This is a genomic window from Euryhalocaulis sp., assembly GCF_013911995.1.
GTDB classification, from domain to species: domain Bacteria; phylum Pseudomonadota; class Alphaproteobacteria; order Caulobacterales; family Maricaulaceae; genus Euryhalocaulis; species Euryhalocaulis caribicus.
This window is the reverse complement of the sequence record NZ_JACESD010000014.1, coordinates 1-13,933: the sequence shown is the minus strand read 5'-3', so window position 1 is coordinate 13,933 and position 13,933 is coordinate 1. Positions and strand designations below refer to the sequence as shown.

The window sequence follows — 13,933 nt, the reverse complement described above, 5'->3', positions numbered from 1 at the left end:
GCGGGCCGCGCCCGCTGGAAAGAGGGCGTAACTTGCGGGCGGCGCCCGCTGCCGCTTTCATGGACAAAAGCAGATAACGGGAAAATCAAATGATTCAGGATGATACGGCGGCGGAGAGCGCGGCTGAACGCGGCGCGGAACTAAGCGGCGGACTGGATCCCGTACAATTGCTGACCGACACGCTGACCGGCATGGTGGCCGGTTTCATCGAACGCCTGCCCCAGATCGGCCTGGCGATCCTTGTCCTCATCATAACCGCCATCGTGTCGGGTCTGATCGGGCGCGCGGCCGGGGCGGGACTGGAAAAAGCCCGGCTGCGGCCCGCGCTGGTCACCCTGTTCAAAAATTTGACGGGCATTTTTGTCTGGGTGGCGGGCATCGCCATCGCCATCGTGATCGTCTTTCCCAGCGTTACGCCCGGCCAGATGGTGGCCGCGCTGGGTCTGGGCTCTCTGGCGGTCGGGTTTGCGTTCAAGGACGTGTTCGAGAATTTCCTGGCCGGCATCCTGATCCTGTTCCGCAAGGAAATGCGGATCGGCGATTTCATCGAGTGCGAGGATGTCCTGGGCAAGGTTGAATCGGTCACGATTCGGGAGACCCATATCCGCCAGCCGGACGGGCAGCTGGTCATCGTTCCCAATGCCATGCTGTTCACCAATCCCGTCTGGGTGCGCACCGACCGCAAGACCCGGCGCGCCGAACTGGTCGTAGGCGTGGATTACGACGCCTCCCTGCCCGCCGCCGCCGACACTCTGAACAAGGCGCTGGAGAGCTGCGAGAGCATTTCGAAAAGCGAAGGCACGGAAGTGAAATGCATCGCGTTCGGCGGCTCTTCCATCGACTTCAAGCTGCTGTGGTGGGCCGGATCATCCAACAAGGACCAGCGCGCCTCCTTCGACGAGGTGGCGTTTGCGGTGAAGCGCGAACTGGATGCGGCCGATATCGGAATCCCCTTCCCGCAGGTCACGCTGTCGCAGCGCGAACCCATGGCGCTGGATACGCCGGACAATCTGAGAAAGATGGAAGAGGGCTAGACAGTGAAAGGCCGCCGCGGGGGAGCGCGGCGGCCGATCTGTTTGCCAGTAATTGCACGCCTGTGGACGAACCGGCAGGGGTAGGGGGAGGGACGACGGTCCGCCCTGCGTGCAATCACAACTACAAAACGCCAGTTGTCAGGTTTGGTTCCTGAAAAAAAATCACGGTTCCGAAGTTTCTGCAGCCGGCGTATCGGACCCGTCCTGTTGCGGCGGCGCCTCGCGGGGGGCTGTGCCGTAAAAAATGCCAAGAACGATGATCATCGCAGCCAGAACGACAAGGCCGATCAGGCGGAATGTCCGCGGCCCGGCGGGCCTTCCCGGAACAGAATCTTTGTTGTCTTCGTTCATCGGTCGTCGCCTTTCATTTTGGCGCTATATCGCTGTTTTTATTCAAGCTGCCTGAAGCGAGGATTTCATGCCCCATCTCGAAAAAGACCCTCAGCCGGCCCGGCAAGGCCATAGAGGCGACCACATTTTCATTATTCTGGTGGTCTCCACCCTGCTGGCCTCAGCCGCGCTGTGGGGGCTGTATTCGATCTGGGCCGGCGGCGATGCCGACGAGCCGCAGAACCAGCCTGCCCCGTCCAGCATCGAGACCGATCCGGAACCGGTCGACCCGACCGGGGGTCAAGGAAGCTAGACCGGCGGGCGCCCGCGGATCGCGCTGGCGATGCCGCTGACCACCAGAAGGATCAGGAACACAAAGAACAGGATCTTGGCGATCATGAAACCGGCGCCGGCGACCGCGAAGAAGCCGAAATAACCGGCGACAACCGCCAGAATGAGAAACAGAAGAGCCCAACCAAGCATTTTGTTTTCCTTTCCAAAAAAGAAAAAGGGACGCGGCGCGCCGCGTCCCTTTCTTCATTCCGGTTCTATTCCGGGTGTTTCCAGCCTTCGCCGCCGGTGCGCGCGGCTTCGAACTGGCTGTTGGCCAGATCCCAGTTGAGAAGCTGGTTGACCACGGCGTCCAGATAAGCGCCGCGATCGTTCTGGCGGTCGAGATAATAGGCGTGTTCCCAGACATCGCAGAGCAGCATCGGAAGCACCGAGTCGTCCTGCGGCAGGATCGCGCCCTCATCATGGGTGTCGCGGATTTCCAGACCGCCGTCGCGATTGGCGACCAGCCACACCCAGCCGGAGGCAAAGTGCCCCGCGCCGGTTGATTTGAACTTCTCCTTGAAGCCGTCCATGCCGCCAAACGCGGAGTCGATCGCGCTCTTCAGCGCGTCGGAGGGCTGCGGGGAGCCGCCGGTCAGGGAATTCCAGTAGAAAGTGTGGTTCCAGGCCTGCGAGGCATTGTTGATCAGCCCCTGCTTGCCTTCCTGGCGCGCGGTCCGCACGACCTCTTCCAGCGGCTTGCCTTCCAGGCCCGTGCCGCTGATCGCGTCATTGGTTTTGGTGATGTAGGCGTTGTGATGCTTGTCGTAGTGGTAATTCAGCGTGTTGGCCGAAATTGCCGGCTCCAGCGCTGTTTTTTCAAAGGGCAATGGCGGGAGTGAAAAAGCCATAAGAGATAATCTCCGTCGGTTCGTATTCGTGCCGCGTGAACCGGTTGTGGGCGGGCTGCGCGGCGGTCTCTGACATAACGCGGGCCGCTTCGCCGCGTTCCAGAAAAAGGGTGCGGCGTAGCGGTCGCGTCACGCCATGAAAGACATGGCGACTAGAGCGGTAAAAGTCTAATCCTTGAGCAATCGCGCCAAAGTCGCGCCCAGCGTGGCGCTGCGCAGCAGCAGCGAGGGACGCCGCGCGATCAGGAAAGCCAGCAAACCGGCCCCGGCGATGACGCCGAACGGATGTTTTTCGAACAGCGCCAGCGCGGTGCCGCCCACCGGATTGGTCTTTGCGGGCTTGTGGTCCCGCATCCAGGCGGCATAGGCGGCCGCGATACCGCAAGCGGCCAGAAAGCCGCCGGCGACAATCAGGGATGCCCAGCCATAGCCGATTTCGCCGCCGATCCAGATGGTCGCGGACGCGCCGGCAAATCCCAGCGCGCCGACCAGAAAGATCAGGGCGATTACATAGGCCGCCGCTACGCGAATAAATGCGTTCACTTGCGACCCAGAATGAGCGCCATCAGAAAGCCCACGCCCGCCGCGGTCGCCAGAGCGCCCAGCGGATTTTCCCGGACCTGGCTTTCCAGATCCTGACGGCGCGCGGTGACTTCGTCTTGCGCCGCCTCGCTCCAGGCGCCGACCTTCTTTGAGACTTCCTTGCTTTCATGCTCGGCCAAGGTTTTCACGTCCTTCATCAGCTGGCTGAGATCGCCGCGCAGGGCGTCGATATCCTCCTTCAGCGCGTATTTGTCGTCGGTCTGTTTGGTGGTCGTTGCCATTGAGAAAAAACCTCTTCGAGTGAAAAATCCGCGCCGTTAAGCGCGCTTACGCGAATAACCCGCGAAAGCGCGCTTCCGTTCCAAGAAATGGAAAGAAATCAGGCGGCCTTGTCGCGCCGGCGCGGATGGAAAAACAGCGCCTGGCCAATGGCGGCTTTCACCGTCTGGGGCAGGAACGGCTTGGTGATCAGGAAGGCCGGTTCCGGCCGCTCGCCCGTCAACAGGCGTTCCGGATAAGCGGTGATGAAGATTACCGGCACGTCCATGTCGCCCAGGATCGCTTTCACGGCGTCGACGCCGGAGGAGCCGTCCGCCAGCTGGATATCGGCCAGCACCAGACCCGGCGGGTTGTCCTTGGCGGCCTGAACCGCCTCGTCCCGCGTCGTGGTAATGGCGGTGATATTGTGGCCCAGCTCGCTGACCAGGCCCTCAATGTCCATGGCGATCACCGGCTCGTCCTCGATAATCAGGACATTGGTCGCCAGTTCGGCCTCAATCTCGGCCTGCGCCTTGGCGATCATGCGGTCCACCTCGGCTTCCTCGACATCGAGGATCCGCGCGGTCTCCCGCGTGGTGAAGCCTTCCATCGAGGTCAGCAGCAGCGCCTGACGGCTGCGCGGGGCAAGGCTCATCAGCCGGTCTTCCGGAGATTCCTCCAGTTCGGACGGGGTCGGCTGGCTGTCGTCATTGGCGCTGATCCAGATGGCGTGGAACAGGCGGTACAGGGCCACGCGGGGCGGCAGGTCCTGTTCCAGCGACTGATCGCCTTCGACAAGCGCTTCCAGCGAGGCGCGCACATAGGCGTCCCCGCTCTTCTGAGATCCGGTCAGCGCGCGGGCGTAGCGGCGCAGATATGGCAGGTGCGGTCCGAGACTTTCGGCCATGCTCATGATTGGCATTCTCCCCTGAGAAAAGCTGGAATGCGCCGCGCCGTCAAAGGCGCCGCGCGATGATCGTCGGACCACACAATGCGCGAGGCTGCAATAAGTTCAATTTTTATTGCAACTCGACGGAACTGTTAGGCAAGTCACGCATTTTAACCGCCGAATGAACCCTGCTCGCCATGGCGATGGCGGCGCAAGCAAAAGCGATATGACCGATTTGATGACTGATCCTGATAAAGGGCCGGACACGGAACACCACGACGTCTCTGCAAATGAAGCCCGGTCCCGCCAGCGCGGGATCGGGCGCCGCTTGCGTCAGATGTATGATGACGTTCTCGATGAAGATGTCCCGGACGACTTCCGCTCGCTTCTGGAAAAGATCGACGACCGTAAAACAGCGTCCAAGTCATAAAATGGGTCAGAAACCAGACAAGAAACCCCGCGCCGAAAAAGGCGCGATGGATGACTCAGCCTTCAAGGACGAGCTGGTTCAGCAGATTCCGCATCTGCGAGCCTTCGGCCGCAGCCTGACCGGCAACCGCGAGGCCGCCGACGATCTGGCGCAGGAAGCCCTGGTCAAAGCCTGGAACGCCCGGTCCAGCTATGAGCCCGGCACGAACATGAAGGCCTGGACCTTCATGATCCTGCGCAATCACTTCTATTCCGAAAAACGCCGCGCGTGGCGCCAGGCCGCCTGGGACGAGGAAAAGGCCGAACGCACCCTCACCTCGCCCGCCGGCCAGGACACGGTTCTGGATCTTGAAGATCTGCGCCGCGCCATGAACCACCTGCCCGAAGAACAGCGCGAGGCGCTGGTTCTGGTCGGCGCCGGCGGGTTCGCCTACGAGGAAGCGGCTGAAATTTGCGACTGCGCCGTCGGCACGATCAAGAGCCGCGTGAACCGCGCGCGCAAGGCTCTGGAAGAGATGATGAACGACCGCTCCGGCGCGGCCCGCAAGGGCGACAAGTCAAGCGGAGCCTCGGATGCGATGAACAGCATTCTTTCAGAAGCCGATACTTTGGCGCGGCGCGGAAAAAAATCTGGAACTTCGGCGAACAAAAAGTCCGCCTGAGCATTTACTGCCCGTATCACCAAGCCGCATCGAGTAACGAAAGGACTCTCCGATGTATAAACGCTTTATCACCGCCTTTGCCGCGCTTCTGATGGTCGCTGGCATTTCCGCTTGCAACACGATCGCCGGCGCTGGCGAAGACGTCGAGTCCGCTGGCGACTCCGTCGAGGATGCCGCGGAATCTTCCAAGTAAGATCACCGCTCAATCTCATGAAAAAGCCCGGGGCGAACGCCCCGGGCTTTTTTTTATACGTGACTGCAGTGGCGATCAGGCCGTGTCCGGAATGGCGGCGGCAAATTGCGGCGCCGCCGGGCCTTCGATCACGGCCTTTTCCATGATCGGCAGATAATTGATCTTGTCCGCCGGAACGCTCACCACGTGCTGTTTCAGCCCCAGAAGGCCAAATCCGCTCTCGATACGGATGCTTTCTACAGCGCCGTCTTCCGCCACTTCCACGCTGTGAACCCGGCCATAGGCGTCGCCTTGCGCATTCAGCACGCGAACGCCCATCAGACGCGCGGGCGGCATGAATTCGGCGGACAGGCGGGTCGCCGTTTCAGGCTTGGCTTCGCGGTCCATCCGGGCGCGCTCTTTCAGGTCGGAAAGCTCGGGACGGGTGATCACCTCGCCCGTCTGGCGATCATAATAAAGGTCCGAAACCGGCGCGCGCACGGTCCAGTTGTTCAGATAGTCGCCAAATTCCAGCCAGACCCATTCAGGCGTGCCACGGTCATCAAAGCTGAGATGATGAATCCGGCCATGGCCGAAACTGTCCGAGGACGTAACGTCGGCGCTCAGGAGCCGCGAAACTTCAATCTGTGCGGCCGGCGCAAAGCGCGCGGACGAGAAATCGAAGGTATGATCGGCGATCGCGTCAGTAGAAGTCTGGTTGATGTGAGCGGGCGCGCCGGCGGCTATCAGCGCGGCGGCGCCAGCCAAGGCTATATACTTGTATTTCATTGTGTGCCCCAGCGAATTAGCGACTTGTATGCTCGCTCTATCAACGCGGGATCACGAAATGTGTTCCTTTAGGGGCGGCGCGCCAATTTTTCGTCACGCACCGCCTCGAAGGCCGCGCCGACCGAATGATAGACGGTCAGCTCAAAGGCTTCGGGCGTTACGCGAATGGCGTTGAAACCGGCGGGAACGCCGCGCGTGCGGGTGGACAGCGCCGTGCCCGCGCCAACCGCCCAGCTGGTCATGTCATGAAACGGAAACCGCTCCGCGAACTCCACATGCAGATGGCCGGTCAGGACCAGGTCGACCCCGCCCTCCGCCAGTATCCGGGCCGCCGCCTCGCCGCGCCTAGTGCGGGCCGGAAACGGCGCATTGCGCGGGGTGATCAGGGGATGGTGACAGACCACCGCCTTGGCGGCGTTCTTGTGCCCCTGATTGAGCTGGTCGATGACCTCCTGGGCCTCGCGCAGCCGCACCGAACCCAGCGACCAGTCCGGACGCGCCTGAACACCGCGCGCGGTGTTCAGCGTGTGCATGACCAGCCGGTCATCAAGGAAGGCTTCGGTGCGCGCCCGCGCCAGCCGCTTGCGAAAGCGCGCGAATGGCGCGGTCATGCGGGCAAACATATTCCAGAACGGCGTGTCGTGATTGCCCTCGGCAATGACCACCGGCGCGTCCAGGGCGGCCAAAAACTCCGCCGCGGCCAGGAATTCGCGGCGCTTGCCCTTCTGGGTCAGGTCGCCGCATACCGCCACCGCGTCCGGTGAAATCTCGGCGATGCTCTCGCTCAACGCCTCGACAAGCGCCGGGTCTTCAGAACCGAAATGCAGGTCAGATATTTGTACGATGGTCGCCATGATCAGGCTTTCGCCGGTGCCAGAACCGGGATCGCGTCCTTCAGATAGCGCACGTCGAATTCGCATTTCAGCTTCATCGGCTCGCCATCCAGAACGCCATAGGGATCCTCTTCCTTCAGTTTTACGCGCACCTGGTCGGTGCAGTCGATCGCAACGCCCGGGTCTTCCCGCCAGCGCTGGGTCAGGGCGTTGAAGCCCAGCCGCGCCGCCTCGCCCAGATCATGCACGTCGGACGCGATACATTCGAATTTGCGGCCGACATCCTCATCCACCTTCAACTCCATCAGGTGGGACAGGCCGCCCAGCGCCACGACAAGAAGCTCGGCCTCCCGGCCGGGTTCCTCACCATCGACGCCGAACAACACATTCATATGAAAGGCGTCCGCCAGGGCGCGGCGCGCGAAGGACAGCACGCGCGGCAAGGCGTCCAGCCCCGTCTGCCCGCGAAACGCCTCCCGCGCGCGGGTCATGTCAGGCGCGAAGCCGAAAGCGGCGGACAGGAAGAACAGACGGTCATCCGCCTGGCCGGCGTCGATCAGCGCGCGCTGGCCATCCAGCGCGGCGCGCAACGCGTCCGCCGGTCCGCGTTCGCCGTACAGCTTGCGCGGAAGCAGGTTCATCGTGCCCCCCGGCAAAGGGATCAGGGGCTTGTCGTGCTTCATCGCAAATTCGGCGGCGCAGCGCGCCGTACCGTCGCCGCCCAGAACGATAACGCCCCCGCACGGCCCTTCGAACGCGTCCTTCAGGCCTTCGAGAATATCGTCCGGGTCAAGGAATTTGAGGTCGCAAAGCCGGGAATGGGCCGCGTTTTCCAGCATCGCCTGAACATGGGCGGGGCTTTTTTCGCCGACATAGCCGGACGCGCGGTTCACCACGGCGGCAAACTGCGTCTTGCCCGCGTCCGGGGCTGTCACTGTTTCTGATCGGGTCAGGGCGGTCTTTCCTTTCTGAGGCGAAAACAAGGCGGGTCGCTACCTATATAGCGTATCCGGCCGGTTTTTCAGGCGGCCTTGAACGGGCTGCGCGGTCGGAAATCCGGAACGCGCGCATACTAAAGGAGTTCCCCTGCCTTCATGATGCGATATGTCAGAATAACCGTGGCGCTCCTGGCGCTTGCCTGCGGGTTCGTGCTCGCCGTCGGCTTCGTCGTGACGCTGCCGGACGAAGACCTGCCGTGGACCAAGCTGGATCTGAACGACCCCGTCGGCGCGTTTACGGAAATGAAGCTGGACGCCCTCTCCCGCAACCCGGACGCCTGTTATGCGCTTCTGGAAGACGCCGGCATGGAATTTTCACCCCTGCCCCCGGTCGAAAGCGGTGATTTCTGCGGCTATGACGACGGCGTCGAAATCGAGAAATCGATCACGCCCTATTCCGCCGCGGTGGTCGCGCGCTGCCCGCTGGCCGCCACGCTTTTCCTGTGGGAGCGCGACGTGGTTCAGGCGGCCGCGCAGGAAATATACGGCCAGAAAGTTTCCCGCATCGGACATTACGGAACCTATGCCTGCCGCCGGGTTTATGGTCGGCCCAACGGATCGATCAGCGAACACGCCAGCGCCAACGCCATCGATGTCGCCGAATTCCGCCTTGAGGACGGGCGCACAGTCAGCCTGCGTTCAGACTGGACCGGCGAAGATGACGACGCTGAATTCCTGCGCGAGATCAGAAAAGGGTCATGCGATCTTTTCCAGGGCGTCATCAGCCCGGACTATAACAAGGCTCATGAGGACCATTTTCATCTCGACATGGGTCCGTACGACTTTTGCCGGTGATCGGTTTGTTCAAGGAACCGGCGTGCGATCCATTCGTTCAAGGCGCAGGGGACAAACGCCCAACCCGAATAATCCTTCAAGGAGGTTTGCTGTGAAATTCAAGCTACTCGCTCTTGGCTCCGCTGCGGTCCTGACCGCCGCCTGCACCACGACCAGCCCATACACGGGCCAACAGACGCGCAACAACACCGCCACCGGCGCTCTCGCCGGCGCGGGGCTTGGCGCGGTTCTGGGTTATCTGACCAACACCAATGACAGCTCCGAAGGCGCGACTAACGCGGCCATCGGCGCGGGCGTTGGCGCGCTGGCCGGCGCGGCGGTCGGCAATTACATGGACCGCCAGCAGGCCCAGCTGGAGCGTGAGCTCGCCGGCACGGGGGTCGAGGTTGACCGCCGCGGCGACGATATCGTCCTGAACATGCCGGGCGACATCACGTTCGCCTTCGACAAGGCGGAAATCGAACCGCAATTCTATCCGGTTCTGAACGACCTTTCGCGCACGCTGGACCAATATCCGCAGACGACCATCGGCGTTGTCGGCCACACCGACTCGGTGGGTTCGGATTCCTATAATCAGGGCCTGTCCGAGCGCCGCGCCGAATCCGTCGCCGCTTATCTCGTCCGCCAGAACGTGATGGCCGAGCGCATCTATATCGAGGGACAGGGCGAGACCCAGCCCGTCGCCTCCAACGAGACCGAGGAAGGCCGCGCGCGCAACCGCCGCGTCGAAGTCGTCCTTCGTCCGATCACCACGTCGTAAAACGGCGTAAAGACCGGCACGGGAAAGGCGCGGCGGTCATCGCCGCGCCTTTTTCATTTGAAGGCAGCCCTTGTCTCTTTTTGTCGCGCTGTCTTGCCGATATAGGGGGTGGCGTGTTCCGCTTTCCATGCGGATCGCCCACCAGGGGCCGGCTTAGCTCAGATGGTAGAGCAGCGGTTTTGTAAACCGAAGGTCGCGGGTTCGATTCCTGCAGCCGGCACCATTTCCCTTTCAGGGATCTAGACGCCCGGCCTCGGCCAGAGGTTTCCACAACAATAGAATTTGCAGCCTTTCCACGCGCCGATTGGAAAAAACTGGCGTTTCGCGCCTTGTGGAGAGGTTTTCCGGACCGTGCTAGAGGCGCGCATGAGAAAGGAGAGTTGGAATTATGGAATACGTTCAGGGAGACCGCGCGGGCATCAAGATGTGGACGGATGGCGTCCAGGTCGAAAACGAGGCGATGCAACAACTCCGCAACGTCGCGACCCTGCCGTTTATCCATAACCATCTCGCCGTCATGCCCGACGTTCACTGGGGCATGGGCGCCACTGTGGGCTCAGTCATTCCAACCCGCGGCGCTATCGTGCCGGCCGCCGTGGGCGTGGATATCGGCTGCGGCATGATTGCGGTCCGCACCACGCTGGACAGCAACAGTCTGCCGGACACGCTTGCGCCGGTGCGCGCGGCGATCGAGGGCGCGATCCCGCACGGGCGGACCCATCATGGCGATCCGTCTCGCGACAAGGGTTCCTGGAATGATCCGCCGGAACGCCAGAAAGGCGCATGGAAACGGCTGGAAGACCGCTATCAGCGCATTCTCGACAAGCACCCCAAAGCCGGGCACGGCGCCACGGCGCAACATCTGGGAACGCTTGGAACCGGCAATCACTTCATCGAGATTTGTCTGGATGAGGCCGATCAGGTTTGGGTAATGCTGCACTCTGGCTCGCGCGGACCGGGCAACAAGCTCGGCTCCTATTTCATCCAGCGCGCCAAGGACGAGATGGAGCGTTATTTCATCGGTGACTATCTGGCCGACAAGGACCTCTCCTATTTCGTGGAGCATACAGAGATGTTCGACGATTACGTGGAGGCGGTCGGCTGGGCGCAGGATTACGCCGCGTCAAATCGGGAAGCGATGTTGCAGGGGGTGCTGGACGCCATGGCGGAGACCCTGCCGGCGTTTTCCGTCACCGAGGAGGCCATCAATTGCCACCACAATTATGTGGAACGCGAGAACCACTTCGGGGCAAATGTCTGGGTCACGCGCAAGGGCGCCGTGCGTGCGCGCCAGGGTGATCTGGGCATCATTCCCGGCTCGATGGGCGCGCGTTCCTATATCGTGGAAGGCAAAGGCAACGCGGATTCCTTCTGCTCATGCTCCCATGGCGCGGGGCGGACGATGTCGCGCGGCAAAGCCAAAAAGACGATCTCGCTGGAAGATCACCTGAAGGCGACTGAAGGCATCGAGTGCAGGAAAGACGCCGACGTGATCGACGAGAGTCCGGCGGCTTACAAGAATATCGACGCGGTGATCGCCGCGCAGGAACCGCTTGTGAGCGTTCGGCATACGCTGCGCCAGATCGTGAATGTGAAGGGCTAGACCGTCTAAAACCGGATCCAGTAGGCGGCGAAGATGGCGCGTTCGCGGATGATGTTTTCGCCCGCGAGCGTCGCCAGCCCGCCGAGCTGGACCGCGCGGCGGTCTGTGAGCCAGTAGACGGCGCTGAGCTGGCCGCGGGCGCTCATATAGTCGCGGTTGAGGCCCTTCGACTTGTCGCTGGCCAGGAAGAAGCCCTGCCCCATCGCAGTGAGCTTGTCGGTGATGTTGTAGCCCAGCGTCAGATCCAGCCGCTGCTCGTTCCCGAAATCGCCGCCGCGCCAGCGATAGCCGGCCTGCGCATCTATGAAGCCGTCACGGCCTCGCCACTTGAACGAATGGCCGGCCAGAAGCCGCGCCTCGTAATCGGTTTCGCCTGCGCCGAAAAAGATGTCGGTGACGTTCTCGCCCCCGCCCGGCAGGATGACGGTCGCTTGTGCTGAAACCACGGTCTGGTCGTTCCGCCATAGCGCATGGCGCAGGCCCACCTCGCTGGCCGCCAGGCCGCGCGCCGCATCCCGCCCGCTTTCGATTTCCAGATAGACATCCTGCAGCGCCAGCCGCGTCACGGCGGTCAGGTTGTCCGTCAAGCCGAACTCGCCAAATAGCGAAAGCTCGTGTTTTTCAAAATCGACCGGATAGACCGCGTCGCCGTCAGGGTCGAACGACCGATCGGCGTAATCATAGAGCTGGGTCAGAATCAGCTGGCCCTCGCCCTTCTTAAAATTCCACGCCGACGCGTTTGCGGCGGCCGGAGCCGCCGCAATCAGAGCCAGTCCTGCAAATGCAGGGGCTAGACGTCGAAGCCCGGCGATTCCCGCCTCACGCGGTCCAGAAGCGCCGCCCAGGCGATCTCCAGGAAGAACTCGTTGAGGATGCCTTCCTCGCCCTGTTTGAAGACCTTGTCCTGCATCCCCTTGTCCCACTGGACCAGCTCGGCCCCGCCGGACTGGGCCATCGTCTGGATCTTGCAGGCGCGCTCCAGGATATAGATGCGCAAATACGCCTGGAATGGATGCGAGCCGACCGACAGCGTGCCGTGATTGCGCAGGATCATGGTGTTCTTTTCGCCGAGATCGGCGACCAGACGCGCCTTCTCGTCCTCGACCAGCGCCAGCCCCTCATAATCGTGGTAGCTGACATCGCTCATGATGTTCATGGCGAGCTGGGAAATCGGCAGCAGGCCGTCCTTCTGCGCGGCCACGGCCACGCCCGCATCGCTGTGCAAATGCAGGGCGACATGCACGTCCTCGCGCGCCGCATGGATCGCAGAGTGGATGGTGAAACCGGCAGGGTTGATGCCGTATTTCGAGGGCGGCAGGACATTGCCCTCCAGGTCCACCTTCACGAGGTTGGAGGCCGTCACGTCCTCATAAAGCAGGCCGAACGGGTTGAGCAGGAAATGCTCCTCCGGCCCCGGCACGCGCATGGAAATATGGGTGAAGAACAGATCATCCCAGCCATGCATCCGCACCAGCCGGTAAAGAGCGGCGAGGTCCACCCGCGCCTTCCATTCCTCTTCGCTGACCTGTTCGCGTACCGGTGTTTCGTCGTTCTCAGCGGCGAGCGCCATCTCTCATCTCCCTATCCCTTCTAGGATTTGCGCCAAGAATGCGCGCCGGGACGCGGGCCGTCAAACGTAACGCGCCAGGCGAAGCCCGCCGAACTGCCACGACATGTGGGGATAGAAGAAATTGCGATAGGTGCGCCGCGCATGGCCGGCCGGCGTGGCGCAGCAGCCGCCGCGCATCACGTACTGCCCGCACATGAACTTGCCGTTGTACTCGCCCGCCGCGCCCTCGAACGGCTCGAAGCCGGGATAGGCGGAATAGGCGCTGCGGGTCCATTCCCACACCCCGCCGGACAGCGCGCGCAGCCCCTGCCCCGCTTCCACCGGGCGGGGATGGGCGGACTGGCCCGGCGTCATGTAATCGCCGTTCACGGGATCGAAGCCTTCGGCCGCGGCCTCCCACTGCGCCTCGGTCGGCAGGTTGGCGCCCGCCCATTCGGCATAGGCTTCGGCCTCGAAATAGGTCAGGTGGCAGACCGGCGCGTCCGGGTCCTGCGTCTCCAGCCCGTGCAGGGTAAAGACGCCGTCTTCCCGCCAGTACATGGGCGCCTTTGCCCCGGTCTCGTTTACCCAGGCCCAGCCATCGGCCAGCCAGAGGGTCGCGGTGTCGTAGCCGCCATCGGCGATGAATTCGGCGAAGTCGGCGTTGGTGACCGGACGGTCGGCCATTTCGAACGGCTCCAGCCATTCCTTGTGGCGGGGTTGTTCATTGTCGAAGGAAAACCCGCTGGCGCCGGCGCCGGATTCGATCAGGCCGCCCTCATGTCCGATCCATCCCATCGGCCCCGCCTCGCCCGCCGCGGCGAGCTTCTTCGGATAGGCCGCCGGGGCCAGCGGATTGCGGGAGAGGACGTGCTTTATATCCATCAGCATCAATTCCTGATGCTGCTGTTCATGCGCCATGCCCAGCTCGATAATCCCGGCCACCTTGGCGAAATCGGCGCTGGACGCGCGCGACAGGTAACGGTCCAGCGCGTCGTCGACATGGCGGCGATAGTCGCGCACCCGGTCCAGCGCCGGACGGCTGATCATGCCGCGCTTGTCGCGCGCCAGACGCTCGCCGACCTGCTCGTAATAGGAATTGAAC

At 62.5% G+C, this 13,933-nt stretch carries 20 protein-coding genes and 1 tRNA gene; 9 read left to right on the top strand and 12 right to left on the bottom strand.

The window, feature by feature from the left end:
- Positions 1–89 precede the first annotated feature (89 nt).
- A complete protein-coding gene (locus H2040_RS05510) occupies positions 90–1,034 on the top strand; it encodes a mechanosensitive ion channel family protein (RefSeq protein WP_287155892.1) in 945 nt (314 codons plus the stop codon).
- A gap of 162 nt (positions 1,035–1,196) precedes the next feature.
- Here H2040_RS05510 and H2040_RS05505 read toward each other — a convergent pair whose 3' ends face one another.
- Positions 1,197–1,385, bottom strand: a complete 189-nt coding sequence (locus tag H2040_RS05505; protein ID WP_022697863.1) for a hypothetical protein — start codon at positions 1,383–1,385, stop codon at positions 1,197–1,199.
- A 67-nt stretch (positions 1,386–1,452) separates the two neighbouring features.
- On the opposite strand from H2040_RS05505, the gene H2040_RS05500 reads away from it, so the two are divergent.
- Entirely contained in the window at positions 1,453–1,677 is a 225-nt protein-coding gene (locus tag H2040_RS05500; protein WP_022697862.1) for a hypothetical protein, read from the top strand.
- On the opposite strand, the gene H2040_RS05495 is transcribed toward H2040_RS05500, so the two are convergent.
- The 5 genes from H2040_RS05495 to H2040_RS05475 form a co-directional block, all read right to left on the bottom strand.
- Positions 1,674–1,847 (bottom strand): DUF1328 domain-containing protein, encoded by a 174-nt coding sequence (locus H2040_RS05495; protein ID WP_022697861.1) that lies wholly within the window; start codon positions 1,845–1,847, stop codon positions 1,674–1,676. The two genes, H2040_RS05500 and H2040_RS05495, sit on opposite strands and share 4 nt — an antisense overlap.
- Before the next feature lie 65 nt (positions 1,848–1,912).
- Positions 1,913–2,548, bottom strand: coding sequence for a superoxide dismutase (locus H2040_RS05490; RefSeq protein WP_022697860.1), 636 nt, complete (start codon positions 2,546–2,548; stop codon positions 1,913–1,915).
- Between the two features lie 168 nt (positions 2,549–2,716).
- Positions 2,717–3,091, bottom strand: coding sequence for a hypothetical protein (locus H2040_RS05485; protein ID WP_022697858.1), 375 nt, complete (start codon positions 3,089–3,091; stop codon positions 2,717–2,719).
- Complete coding sequence (locus H2040_RS05480) at positions 3,088–3,372, bottom strand: ElaB/YgaM/YqjD family protein (protein WP_287155891.1); 285 nt, start codon at positions 3,370–3,372, stop codon at positions 3,088–3,090. The genes H2040_RS05485 and H2040_RS05480 overlap by 4 nt, the downstream gene beginning before the upstream one ends.
- A gap of 98 nt (positions 3,373–3,470) precedes the next feature.
- On the bottom strand, positions 3,471–4,262 hold the full coding sequence (locus tag H2040_RS05475) for a response regulator (protein ID WP_022697856.1): 792 nt from the start codon (positions 4,260–4,262) through the stop codon (positions 3,471–3,473).
- Positions 4,263–4,464: 202 nt separating this feature from the next.
- On the opposite strand from H2040_RS05475, the gene H2040_RS05470 reads away from it, so the two are divergent.
- The 3 genes from H2040_RS05470 to H2040_RS05460 are packed head-to-tail and all read left to right on the top strand — an operon-like array spanning position 4,465 to position 5,522.
- Positions 4,465–4,668, top strand: a complete 204-nt coding sequence (locus tag H2040_RS05470; protein WP_287155890.1) for a NepR family anti-sigma factor — start codon at positions 4,465–4,467, stop codon at positions 4,666–4,668.
- A gap of 46 nt (positions 4,669–4,714) precedes the next feature.
- Positions 4,715–5,329: a sigma-70 family RNA polymerase sigma factor gene (locus H2040_RS05465; protein WP_287155889.1), complete on the top strand. Its 615-nt coding sequence runs from the start codon at positions 4,715–4,717 to the stop codon at positions 5,327–5,329.
- A gap of 52 nt (positions 5,330–5,381) precedes the next feature.
- Positions 5,382–5,522, top strand: coding sequence for an entericidin A/B family lipoprotein (locus tag H2040_RS05460; protein WP_022697853.1), 141 nt, complete (start codon positions 5,382–5,384; stop codon positions 5,520–5,522).
- A gap of 75 nt (positions 5,523–5,597) precedes the next feature.
- Here H2040_RS05460 and H2040_RS05455 read toward each other — a convergent pair whose 3' ends face one another.
- The 3 genes from H2040_RS05455 to H2040_RS05445 all read right to left on the bottom strand — a co-directional run bounded on the left by H2040_RS05455 (position 5,598) and on the right by H2040_RS05445 (position 8,058).
- Entirely contained in the window at positions 5,598–6,290 is a 693-nt protein-coding gene (locus H2040_RS05455; protein ID WP_287155888.1) for a hypothetical protein, read from the bottom strand.
- 68 nt (positions 6,291–6,358) lie between these two features.
- Complete coding sequence (locus H2040_RS05450; protein WP_287155887.1) at positions 6,359–7,144, bottom strand: metallophosphoesterase family protein; 786 nt, start codon at positions 7,142–7,144, stop codon at positions 6,359–6,361.
- A 2-nt stretch (positions 7,145–7,146) separates the two neighbouring features.
- On the bottom strand, positions 7,147–8,058 hold the full coding sequence (locus H2040_RS05445) for a diacylglycerol/lipid kinase family protein (RefSeq protein WP_287155886.1): 912 nt from the start codon (positions 8,056–8,058) through the stop codon (positions 7,147–7,149).
- A 159-nt stretch (positions 8,059–8,217) separates the two neighbouring features.
- Between H2040_RS05445 and H2040_RS05440 the strand changes: the two genes are divergently transcribed.
- The 4 genes from H2040_RS05440 (at position 8,218) to H2040_RS05425 (ending at position 11,279) form a co-directional block, all read left to right on the top strand.
- Complete coding sequence (locus tag H2040_RS05440) at positions 8,218–8,916, top strand: extensin-like domain-containing protein (protein ID WP_287155885.1); 699 nt, start codon at positions 8,218–8,220, stop codon at positions 8,914–8,916.
- Positions 8,917–9,007: 91 nt separating this feature from the next.
- Entirely contained in the window at positions 9,008–9,676 is a 669-nt protein-coding gene (locus H2040_RS05435) for a YiaD family glycine zipper/OmpA-like lipoprotein (protein WP_287155884.1), read from the top strand.
- Between the two features lie 147 nt (positions 9,677–9,823).
- A tRNA-Thr gene (locus H2040_RS05430) sits at positions 9,824–9,899 on the top strand.
- A gap of 165 nt (positions 9,900–10,064) precedes the next feature.
- On the top strand, positions 10,065–11,279 hold the full coding sequence (locus H2040_RS05425; protein ID WP_287155883.1) for an RtcB family protein: 1,215 nt from the start codon (positions 10,065–10,067) through the stop codon (positions 11,277–11,279).
- A gap of 5 nt (positions 11,280–11,284) precedes the next feature.
- Here H2040_RS05425 and H2040_RS05420 read toward each other — a convergent pair whose 3' ends face one another.
- The 3 genes from H2040_RS05420 to egtB all read right to left on the bottom strand — a co-directional run.
- Positions 11,285–11,866, bottom strand: a complete 582-nt coding sequence (locus H2040_RS05420; protein WP_287155882.1) for a transporter — start codon at positions 11,864–11,866, stop codon at positions 11,285–11,287.
- A 203-nt stretch (positions 11,867–12,069) separates the two neighbouring features.
- A complete protein-coding gene (locus H2040_RS05415; protein ID WP_022697846.1) occupies positions 12,070–12,849 on the bottom strand; it encodes a class II aldolase/adducin family protein in 780 nt (259 codons plus the stop codon).
- 60 nt (positions 12,850–12,909) lie between these two features.
- On the bottom strand, positions 12,910–13,933 hold a 1,024-nt coding region (egtB, locus tag H2040_RS05410), incomplete at its 5' end, for an ergothioneine biosynthesis protein EgtB (RefSeq protein WP_287155868.1).

What these genes read in the sequence shown, in the direction of transcription:
- H2040_RS05510 (WP_287155892.1), top strand. Translation starts at nt 90, where the DNA reads ATGATTCAGGATGATACGGCGGCGGAGAGCGCGGCTGAACGCGGCGCG.
- H2040_RS05425 (WP_287155883.1), top strand. Translation starts at nt 10,065, where the DNA reads ATGGAATACGTTCAGGGAGACCGCGCGGGCATCAAGATGTGGACGGAT.
- H2040_RS05450 (WP_287155887.1), bottom strand. Translation starts at nt 7,144, where the DNA reads ATGGCGACCATCGTACAAATATCTGACCTGCATTTCGGTTCTGAAGAC.
- H2040_RS05505 (WP_022697863.1), bottom strand. Translation starts at nt 1,385, where the DNA reads ATGAACGAAGACAACAAAGATTCTGTTCCGGGAAGGCCCGCCGGGCCG.
- H2040_RS05490 (WP_022697860.1), bottom strand. Translation starts at nt 2,548, where the DNA reads ATGGCTTTTTCACTCCCGCCATTGCCCTTTGAAAAAACAGCGCTGGAG.
- H2040_RS05480 (WP_287155891.1), bottom strand. Translation starts at nt 3,372, where the DNA reads ATGGCAACGACCACCAAACAGACCGACGACAAATACGCGCTGAAGGAG.
- H2040_RS05440 (WP_287155885.1), top strand. Translation starts at nt 8,218, where the DNA reads ATGATGCGATATGTCAGAATAACCGTGGCGCTCCTGGCGCTTGCCTGC.
- H2040_RS05470 (WP_287155890.1), top strand. Translation starts at nt 4,465, where the DNA reads ATGACCGATTTGATGACTGATCCTGATAAAGGGCCGGACACGGAACAC.
- H2040_RS05460 (WP_022697853.1), top strand. Translation starts at nt 5,382, where the DNA reads ATGTATAAACGCTTTATCACCGCCTTTGCCGCGCTTCTGATGGTCGCT.
- H2040_RS05475 (WP_022697856.1), bottom strand. Translation starts at nt 4,262, where the DNA reads ATGAGCATGGCCGAAAGTCTCGGACCGCACCTGCCATATCTGCGCCGC.
- H2040_RS05455 (WP_287155888.1), bottom strand. Translation starts at nt 6,290, where the DNA reads ATGAAATACAAGTATATAGCCTTGGCTGGCGCCGCCGCGCTGATAGCC.
- H2040_RS05415 (WP_022697846.1), bottom strand. Translation starts at nt 12,849, where the DNA reads ATGGCGCTCGCCGCTGAGAACGACGAAACACCGGTACGCGAACAGGTC.
- H2040_RS05500 (WP_022697862.1), top strand. Translation starts at nt 1,453, where the DNA reads ATGCCCCATCTCGAAAAAGACCCTCAGCCGGCCCGGCAAGGCCATAGA.
- H2040_RS05465 (WP_287155889.1), top strand. Translation starts at nt 4,715, where the DNA reads ATGGATGACTCAGCCTTCAAGGACGAGCTGGTTCAGCAGATTCCGCAT.
- H2040_RS05495 (WP_022697861.1), bottom strand. Translation starts at nt 1,847, where the DNA reads ATGCTTGGTTGGGCTCTTCTGTTTCTCATTCTGGCGGTTGTCGCCGGT.